Genomic DNA, 9018 nt, shown 5'->3' on the forward strand with positions numbered 1-9018 from the left:
CGCCTCGGCCCATGTTCGAACTCAGCCAATCCTTTTACTTCGAGGCGGCGCACACCTTGCGGCGCCAGGTCGAACGCAACGAAGCCGACGGCAGCCGCCGCGTCCACGGCCACACCTACAGCGCCGAGGTGTGCGTGCAGGGCGAAGTCGACCCGGCAAGCGGCATGGTCGTCGACCTGGCCGTCCTGCGCGCCGCGATCGCTGCGGTGCGCGACCGGCTCGACCATCACTTCCTCGACGAAGTGCCCGGCCTGGGCGTGCCCACGCTCGAGAATTTGTGCCGCTACATCCACGCGCAAGTCGCAGCAGCCGTGCCGGACGTGGCCAGCGTGATGGTCGAGCGCAAGAGCAGCGGCGACCGCTGCGTCTACCGCCCTGCCAGCGGTGACGGCAGCGTCTACCGCACCGCCAGCGGTGACGACGACGGCGGTGACGCCTTGCGCCTGCTCAGCGGCGGCGCTGCATGAGCGCTGCGCCGATGTCGCTGGCCGAGCGCAGCCGGCGCGCGGTCTGGCACCCCTGCACGCAGATGAAGCGCCATGAGCGCGAGCCGCTGCTGGCCATCGCGCGTGCCGAGGGGCCGTGGTTGTTCGACACCGACGGCAAACGTTACCTCGACGCCGTTAGCTCCTGGTGGGTCAACCTGTTCGGCCACGGCCATCCGCACATTCGGGCGGCGCTGGCCGATCAGCTCGAGCGGCTCGACCACGTGATGCTCGCCGGCCTCACGCACGAGCCGGTGGTTGAACTCTCCGAGCGACTCGGCGCGCTCACCGACCTGGGCCATGCCTTCTATGCCAGCGACGGCGCCTCGGCCACGGAGATCGCGCTGAAGATGAGCGCACACGCCTGGCGCAATGCCGGGCGGCCCGCCAAGTGCGAGTTCGTTGGACTCGAGGGCGGCTACCACGGCGAGACGGTCGGTGCGCTGTCGGTGACCGATATCGCGCTCTTTCGCGAGGCCTACGCGCCGCTCGTGCGCCTGAGCGCGGCATTGCCGTCGCCCGACGCGCGCCGCGCCGAGCCGGGCGAGGACGCGGTGGCCTTTGCGCGGCGTTGCGCGCTGGCCCTGGAGCGCCATCTCGAGCAGCACCACGCACGCACCGCCGCGCTGATCCTCGAGCCGTTGGTGCAATGCGCGGGCGGCTTCGGCATGCACGACCCCGAGTACCTGCGCCTGGCCCGTGCGCTGTGCGACCGCTACGGCGTCCACCTCATCTGCGACGAAATCGCGGTCGGGTTCGGCCGCACCGGCACGCTGTTCGCACACGAGCAGGCCGGCATCCGGCCCGATTTCCTGTGCCTGTCCAAGGGCCTGACGGGCGGCACCTTGCCGCTGTCGGTGGTGCTCACGACCGATGCGGTTTACGGCGCCTTCTACGACGACCGCGGCGCGCGCGGCTTCCTGCATTCGCACTCCTACAGCGGCAACCCATTGGCGTGCCGCGCGGCGCTGGCGGTGCTCGACCTGTTTCGCGACGGCCAGGGCGGCGAGCCCGTGCTCGCGCGCAACCACGCCACGGCGCAGCGGCTCGACGCGCTGTGCGCGCCGCTCGCGGCGCATCCGCGCGTGGGCGCGGCGCGCCGGCTCGGCATGCTGTGGGCCTGGGACATCGACGTTGACGGCCTGCCTGGTTTTTCGGGCGCCTACCACCTTGCCGCGCGCGACGAAGGACTGCTGCTGCGCCCGATCGGCAACACGCTGTACTTCATGCCGCCCTACGTGCTCGACGACGCGGCGCTGGCGCAGCTCGCGGGCGGTGCGCTCCGCGCGCTCGAGCGGGTGTGCGGTCCGTGACGCGGGGCTGGTTCGTCACCGGCACCGACACGGCGGTCGGCAAGACGCGCGCGAGCTGCGCGCTCCTCCATGCGCTGCGTGAGCGGCATGCGCGTTGTGTCGGCATGAAGCCCGTTGCGGCCGGCGTCGACGCGCGCGGCGACAACGAAGACGTGCTGGCGCTGCGCGCGGCGAGCAACACCAAGGTGCCCGCTGCGCTCGACAACCCGGTGTTGCTCGCCGCGGCCGTTGCGCCGCACATCGCCGCCGCACGCGAGGGCTTGACCATCGAGATCGATGCCCTCGTTCGCGCCTACGCAGCCCTGAGCGCAGAGGCCGATGCGGTGGTGGTGGAGGGTGCGGGCGGCTTCCTCGTGCCGCTGTCGGGTGCCCAGACCGGTGCCGACCTCGCCGCCGCGCTGGGCCTGCCGGTCATTCTGGTGGTCGGCCTGCGCCTGGGCTGCCTGAACCACGCGCTACTCACGCGCGACGCCATCGCCGCGCGCGGCCTGCGGCTGGCGGGCTGGATCGCCAACCGGCTCGATCCGTCAATGCAGGAGCAGACCGCGAACCTCGACTACCTGCGCGCGCATCTGCCCGCGCCGTGCCTGGCCGACTGGCCTTGGCAGCCCGCGGCCGAGGCGCGCATGCTGGCGCTGACACTGGCGTTGCCAGACTGAGCCATGAGCAAGACCGATGGCTGATCCAAGCGATGTGTTCGACGCCGCAGTGGCCGCGCTCGACACGCAGTTGCTGCGCCGCCGCCGCCGCGTCGTGGCGCCGCTGGCCGGTGCCACGCTGCAGGCCGACGGGCGACCCCTGCTGGCTTTTGCGGGCAACGATTACCTGGGCCTGGCGCAACACCCGGCACTGGTTGAAGCGGCGCAGCGTGGCGCGGCGCGCTACGGCGTGGGCGCCACCGCCTCACCGGTGATCTGCGGGCATGGCCCGGCGCATGCAGCGCTCGAGGACGAGCTGGCGCGCTTTGTCGGGCTGCCGCGCGCGCTCTATTTCTACGCCGGCTACGCGGCCAACAGCGGCGCGCTGCCGGCGTTGGTGGAACGGGGCGACGCACTGATCTCCGACGCGCTCAATCACGCCTGCCTGATCGACGGCGCGCGGCTCTCGCGCGCCGACATCACTGTTTATGCGCACAACGACATGGCAGCACTGGAGCGCGCGCTGATCGCCACGCAGGGTGCGCGGCGGCGGCTGGTGGTGGCCGATGCGGTGTTCAGCATGGACGGCGACCTGGCGCCGCTGCCCGACATGCTGGCGCTGTGCGAGCGTCACGACGCGTGGTTGTATGTCGACGACGCGCATGGCTTCGGCGTGCTCGGCCAGGGGGGTCGCGGCAGCCTTTCGCACTGGGGTTTCACGCCGGGCGCGATGCCCCCGCGGCTGATCTACATGGCCACGCTCGGCAAGGCCGCCGGCGTGGCGGGCGCCTTCGTGGCCGGCGTACCGTCGCTCGTCGAATGGCTGATGCACAAGGCCCGGACTTATTTCTTCGCCACCGGCGCCCCGCCGATGATCGCCGAGGCGCTGCGCGCGAGCCTGCTGCTCATCGAGCGCGAGGACTGGCGGCGCGAACGCCTGCAGGCCCTGCGCTTGCGCCTGCGTGCGGGGCTCGCCGGCCTGCCCTGGCCGGCCCCGGCCACGCCGAGCGCGATCCAGCCGCTGATGCTGGGGGACAGCGCCAGCGCACTGGCCCTGATGGACGCGCTCGAGATGCAGGGCATCTGGGTGCCCGCCATCCGCCCGCCCACCGTGGCCGAGGGCACGGCGCGCCTGCGCATTTCGCTCTCGGCCCTGCACAGCCTGGCCGACGTCGACCGCCTCGTCGCCGCTCTGACCGCAACGATCGCCGCTGCCGGTACAAATACCGCGCCTCCCCGCATCTGAGCACCACGCCTGCGGGGGTGCAGAGACGCCGCAGGCGCGCTGCGTGCTCATACTCGAATCATCGCGGCCCGCGCTGCGATGCGACGCACACGAGGCCCGGTCATGACACTGGTCGAACGTCCGCAGACTGCCGCCGAGGAACTGGCCAATGTGCTCAGCCACGGCCTCGGTCTGCTGCTGGCGATCGCGTCGCTGCCGGTGCTGGTGGTGTTCGCCAGTCGACACGGGACGACGAGCAACGTGATCGGGGCGAGCGTGTTCTCGGCCACGATGATCCTGCTGTACTTCGCGTCGGCGCTGTTCCACGCCCTGCCACCCGGGCGCGCCAAGCGTTTTTGCAACACGCTCGATCATGTGGCGATCTATCTCTTCATCGCCGGCAGCTACACGCCGTTCGCACTCGGCGTGTTGCCGGGCAGCTGGCGCTGGACCGTGCTCGGCTTGGTATGGACGCTGGCCTTCGTCGGCGTGGTGCTCAAGGCAACGCAGCGTCTGAACAACCTGCTGCTGTCGACCGCGCTCTACGTTGCGCTCGGTTGGCTGGTGGTGATCGCCGCTGGCCCCTTGATGCGGGGGCTTTCGCCCGCGGGGCTGGCCTGGCTGATCGCTGGCGGGCTGGCCTACAGCGTGGGCGTGGTGTTCTTCCTGCTCGACTCGCGCCTGCGCTTCGGTCATTTTGTCTGGCATCTGTTCGTGCTGACTGGCAGCACCTGCCATTTCTGCTGCGCGCTCTGGCATATTCGCTGAACGCGCCCTTCACGGCTGAAACGGGCCGCCGCCGTCCCGGCTTGCAGCGTTGTCCTACAAGGCTTCTCACTACGACAAGCGCTTTGCGGGCAAGACGATGGCCGATGGGACGCCGATGAATCCACGGTCCAACGTGGCGGCCAGCAAATCCTTGCCGCTGGCTACGGTTCCCAAGGTCACCAATCTGCAGAACGGGAAGGGCGCGGTGGTGGAAATTCGCGACCGCGGTCCCTATGTCGCTGCTCGCATCGTCGACTTGTCGCCCAAGACCGCCGCCGACCTGGGCATGCGCGACAAGGGCGTGGTGCCGGTTGAAGTGCTGCCGCTGTCGGTGCCGCAACGCGACACTGGCGTTAGCGCTGCGGACTGATCAGGCGACGGTGACGGGGATGCTGTCGGGCAATGAGCCGACGCAGGTCCCGTCGGCGTTCGATCCGTCGCTTAGCGGATCGACTCGACGCCCTCATGCGTGGCCACCACCGCGCGCAACGAGTGGGGATAGGCGGTGGTGATCGCCACGTCGATCATCTGACCCACCAATCGCGCCGGCCCGGCGAAGTTAACGATGCGGTTGCATTCGGTGCGCCCCATCAGCTCGCTGGCATCCTTGCGTGAAGGCCCTTCGACCAGGATGCGCTGCGTCGTTCCCACACGACCGAGGCCGATGCGTCTTCCATTGGCTTCGATCGCCGACTGCACCTGCTGCAGTCTCGCCAGCTTGGCCTCGCGCGGCGTGTCGTCCTGCAGAGCCGCGGCCGGCGTGCCGGGCCGCGCACTGAAGATGAAGCTGAAACTGTTGTCGAAACCCACGTCTTCGATCAGCTTCATCAGCTTGGCGAAGTCGTCTTCGGTTTCACCCGGAAAGCCGACGATGAAATCGCTGGACAGGTTGAGTTGGGGCCGTACCGCCCGCAGCTTGCGGATCGTCGACTTGAATTCGAGCGAGGTGTAGCCGCGCTTCATGGCGGCGAGGATGCGGTCGCTGCCGTGCTGCACCGGCAAGTGCAGGTGGTTCACGAGCTGCGGGATCCTGGCGTAGGCGTCGATCAGCCGCTGCGAGAACTCGTTGGGATGGCTGGTGGTGTAGCGAATGCGCTCGATGCCGGGGATTTCGGCCACGTACTCGAGCAGCAGCGCAAAGTCGGCGATCTCGCCCGCGCCGCCCATGCTGCCGCGGTAGCCATTGACGTTCTGGCCCAGCAGCGTCACTTCCTTGACGCCCTGGTCGGCCAGCCCCGCCACCTCGACCAACACGTCGTCGAGCGGGCGTGAAACCTCTTCGCCGCGCGTGTAGGGCACCACGCAGTACGAGCAGTACTTGGAGCAGCCTTCCATGATCGAGACGAACGCCGTCGGGCCCTCGACCCGGGCCGGCGGCAGGTGGTCAAACTTTTCGATCTCGGGAAAGCTGATGTCGACCTGCGGGCGGTTCTGTGCGTCGCGCCGCGCCAGCATTTGCGGCAGCCGGTGCAGGGTCTGCGGCCCGAACACCAGGTCCACATAGGGCGCACGCTCGATGATCGCCGCGCCCTCCTGGCTGGCAACACAGCCCCCCACGCCGATCTTCACGCCCTTGGCCTTGAGGTGCTTGACGCGGCCGAGCTCGCTGAACACCTTTTCCTGCGCCTTCTCGCGCACCGAGCAGGTGTTGAACAAGATCAGGTCGGCCTGCTCGACGTCATGGGTCGGCTCGTAGCCTTCGGCTTGGCGCAGCACGTCGGCCATCTTGTCGGAGTCGTACTCGTTCATCTGGCAACCGAAGGTCTTGATGAAGACCTTCTTGCCACCGGTCGGCACGCCGGCGCTCATGGCTTGGTCCAGGTTTGCGCGACCGGATCGAAGGCCCAGCGCGCGGCCTCCTCGGGGGTCTCGGGCCACATGCGCCCGATCTCGTCCTTGCGCAGCAGCCACACGTCCTTCACCAGCCCGAGCGTGTCGAGCGTGTAGTTGACGACGAAGCGCTCGGCGCCGAGGGCGCCAGACAGCACGATCATGTTGTCGGGGCCGCGCAGGCGCGCGCCGGGCGCCAGTCGCGCCGGCTTGCCGTTGACGAGCACCTCGGGCGGTGCGCCCACGGCAAGCCCGCCGCGCAGCGCGTTGTACGGAAAGTTGCGCTGCACCTGGGCAGCAGCAACCAAGGGAGCGCAGAGGGCGAGCGCAATCAGGGCACAGCGAAACATGGTGTTGATCCAGGGGCTGCAGAAAGAGCGAAATTGTAGTGAGCTCAAGCCCCCACGCTCACTTCGGTCCCTGCCCCCCAAGGCGGCGTTCAGCGCCTTGGAGCGGCCCGGCGGGTTCTCAGGGCCGTTCGGCGCCGCCACTCAAAGGCGTTCGACGATCGTGACATTGGCCATGCCGCCGCCTTCGCACATAGTCTGCAGGCCAAAGCGCCCGCCGTGGCGCCGCAGCGCATGCACGAGCGTGGTCATCAGCCGGGTGCCTGAAGCGCCAAGCGGGTGACCGAGCGCGATCGCCCCGCCATGCACGTTGAGCCGCGCCGGGTCGGCGCCGCAGGCCCTGCAGCCAGGCCAGCGGGACCGAGGCAAAGGCTTCGTTGACTTCGAACAGGTCGATGTCGTCGATGCGCAGGCCGGCACGCTGCAGTGCACGCTCGGTCGCCGGGATCGGCGCCTCCGGCATGATCACCGGGTCGTGGCCGAGCACGCTCAGGTGGTGGATGCGTGCCAGCGGGGCGATGCCCAGGCGCTCCAGCCCGTGCCGGCTCGCCACCAGCACACCGGAGGCGCCGTCGCACAACTGGCTGGCATTGGCGGCGCTGATGCAGCCACCTTCCTGAAGCGGTTTCACGCCGGCAATGCCTTGCAAAGAGCCGTCCAGGCGGATGCCCTCGTCAATGCGATGCAGGTCGCAGCCCACCTCGCCGTCGTCGCCGCGGACCTTGATCGGCAGCACCTCGTCGTCGAATGCGCCCGCGCGCGTCGCCGCGGCGGCACGCTGGTGGCTGGCCCAGGCGTAGGCGTCGAGGGCACTCCTCTGCAGGCCGTACTTGCGCGCCATCGCCTCGGCGCCGCTGAACTGGCTGAACGCCACGCCGGGGTAGCGCGCCTGCATCGCCGGGCTCACCGACGAGCCGAGGCCGGCCTTGGCCGCCAGTGCATTGGGCGAAAACATCGGTACGCGCGTCATGCTCTCCACGCCGGCCGCGATCACCAGATCCATGCTGCCGGACATGACCGCTTGGGCGGCGAAGTGCAGCGCCTGCGGCTTCATGCAAGGCGCACATCAGGCCGAATGCCAGCAGCATGGCGCCGCCGCCGTAGTCGCCGACGTAGTTGAGCGGCGGCGGTGGCGGCGCGTCCGCGCTGCCGATGGCGTGCAGCGCGCCGCTCATCGCGACGTAGTTAAGGTCGTGTCCGGCGGCGTGCGCGAGCGGGCCGTGCTGGCCCCAGCCCGTCATGCGGCCGTAGACGAGGCGCGGGTTGCGCGCCAGGCACCGCGCGGGCGCCAGGCCCAAACGCTCCATCACGCCGGGCCTGAAGCCTTCGATCAGCGCGTCGGCCTGTTCGACCAGTGTGAGCAGTACCGTCGCCGCGCCCGGCTTGCGAAGATCGAGGACCAGCGAGCGCCGACCGCGGGCCGTGATGTCAAAGCGCGGCGGCAGGCCGAGCGCGCCGGTGGCACCGGGCCGGTCGATGCGGATCACCTCCGCGCCCATGTCGGCCAGCAGCATGGCGCAAAAGGGGGCCGGGCCGAGCCCGACCATTTCGATCACCTTCAAACCCGCCAACGGTCCTGCCATGGCTGCTCCTGCCCCGTATGAAAAACCGGATGCTGACACGGGAGCGCGTGCCGCGCGAGGGCGCAACGCTTGGCGTCAGGCGACGGGCGGGATCACGCGGTAGCCGGCGGCTTCGAGCAGCTCGCGCGCGAGCTGCAACTCGGTGGCGACGACCGCGCGGTCGCGCCGTGCCGCACGCTGGTCGGCCAGATGGCTTTGCAGCAGGCGGACTTCATGCTGCACGGTGTCGGGCAGCCCGCGACGACCGCCGCGGCGGTCGACCACCAGGCTGTCGAGCGCCGCACTGGCTTCTTGCGGATTCGACCAGACCGAAGCGATGAAGTTGGCAAGCCGCGGAATCTGCAGCGCCAGCTTTTGCGGACGCAGGGCCGGCGGCAGCTGCATCAACCATTTGACCGCTTCGCCCGTCAGCGCGCGGTCCGAAGCCTGCGCGGTGCGGCGCTGCTGGTGCCAGTAGCCCGGGTCGAGCCGGGCGCGCTCGGCGATGCCGGGGGGCAGTTCATCGAGCGCGAGGCGGGCTTCACCGATGTCGGTGAGTTCAAACTCGAGGCCATCGAACGACGGCGGAGCCTGAGTCGGTTTGGGATCGATCATGACGGCGGCCTCCCGAAGGTGAAACTGAATCATGGTCTAGCGGATCGGCATCCGCGACAACCGTAACGGATTGTGTGCTCGCCATTGTGCTGCGCAGTGTGCAGCTTTTCACACTCCGGCGCGATCGAGCCGGCCGCCCCGCGGGCCAGTGGGGCTGTCGTCGACGCCCTGTCCAAGCGCGGCGGGCACGCGAACTGCCGCACTTCGGACATGCCGCTTCAAGCGTGGGACACCT

9 protein-coding genes and 2 pseudogenes are annotated in these 9018 nt (G+C 69.4%); 6 read left to right on the forward strand and 5 right to left on the reverse strand.

Annotation, left to right across the window (positions count from 1 at the left end; genetic code table 11):
• Positions 1–11: 11 nt before the first annotated feature.
• The 6 genes from RMO12_RS13515 (at position 12) to RMO12_RS13540 (ending at position 4799) form a co-directional block, all read left to right on the forward strand.
• Positions 12–467: a 6-carboxytetrahydropterin synthase gene (locus RMO12_RS13515; protein WP_309639679.1), complete on the forward strand. Its 456-nt coding sequence runs from the start codon at positions 12–14 to the stop codon at positions 465–467.
• The gene (bioA, locus tag RMO12_RS13520) at positions 464–1798 is read left to right on the forward strand and encodes an adenosylmethionine--8-amino-7-oxononanoate transaminase (RefSeq protein WP_309639680.1); all 1335 of its coding nucleotides are present in this window, start codon (positions 464–466) and stop codon (positions 1796–1798) included. The genes RMO12_RS13515 and bioA overlap by 4 nt, the downstream gene beginning before the upstream one ends.
• Positions 1795–2457, forward strand: a complete 663-nt coding sequence (gene bioD / locus RMO12_RS13525; RefSeq protein WP_309639681.1) for a dethiobiotin synthase — start codon at positions 1795–1797, stop codon at positions 2455–2457. Before bioA ends, bioD begins: the two co-directional genes overlap by 4 nt.
• A 16-nt stretch (positions 2458–2473) precedes the next feature.
• Complete coding sequence (gene bioF / locus RMO12_RS13530; protein ID WP_309639682.1) at positions 2474–3682, forward strand: 8-amino-7-oxononanoate synthase; 1209 nt, start codon at positions 2474–2476, stop codon at positions 3680–3682.
• A 102-nt stretch (positions 3683–3784) separates the two neighbouring features.
• Complete coding sequence (locus RMO12_RS13535) at positions 3785–4429, forward strand: hemolysin III family protein (RefSeq protein ID WP_309639683.1); 645 nt, start codon at positions 3785–3787, stop codon at positions 4427–4429.
• Between the two features lie 49 nt (positions 4430–4478).
• Positions 4479–4799, forward strand: coding sequence for a septal ring lytic transglycosylase RlpA family protein (locus RMO12_RS13540; RefSeq protein WP_309626424.1), 321 nt, complete (start codon positions 4479–4481; stop codon positions 4797–4799).
• A 71-nt stretch (positions 4800–4870) separates the two neighbouring features.
• On the opposite strand, the gene miaB is transcribed toward RMO12_RS13540, so the two are convergent.
• The 5 genes and pseudogenes from miaB to RMO12_RS13565 form a co-directional block, all read right to left on the reverse strand.
• Entirely contained in the window at positions 4871–6238 is a 1368-nt protein-coding gene (gene miaB / locus RMO12_RS13545; protein WP_309639684.1) for a tRNA (N6-isopentenyl adenosine(37)-C2)-methylthiotransferase MiaB, read from the reverse strand.
• Positions 6235–6609, reverse strand: a complete 375-nt coding sequence (locus tag RMO12_RS13550) for a hypothetical protein (protein WP_309639685.1) — start codon at positions 6607–6609, stop codon at positions 6235–6237. Before RMO12_RS13550 ends, miaB begins: the two co-directional genes overlap by 4 nt.
• A gap of 141 nt (positions 6610–6750) precedes the next feature.
• Positions 6751–7651, reverse strand: a pseudogene (locus tag RMO12_RS13555) (acetyl-CoA C-acyltransferase); the annotation flags it as partial.
• A gap of 1 nt (position 7652) precedes the next feature.
• A pseudogene (locus RMO12_RS13560) lies at positions 7653–8189 on the reverse strand (CoA transferase); the annotation flags it as partial.
• A 75-nt stretch (positions 8190–8264) separates the two neighbouring features.
• Positions 8265–8783, reverse strand: a complete 519-nt coding sequence (locus RMO12_RS13565) for a hypothetical protein (protein WP_309625035.1) — start codon at positions 8781–8783, stop codon at positions 8265–8267.
• Positions 8784–9018 lie beyond the last annotated feature (235 nt).

Origin of the sequence: Methylibium sp., assembly GCF_031393925.1 — a bacterium.
Lineage (GTDB): Bacteria > Pseudomonadota > Gammaproteobacteria > Burkholderiales > Burkholderiaceae_C > Methylibium.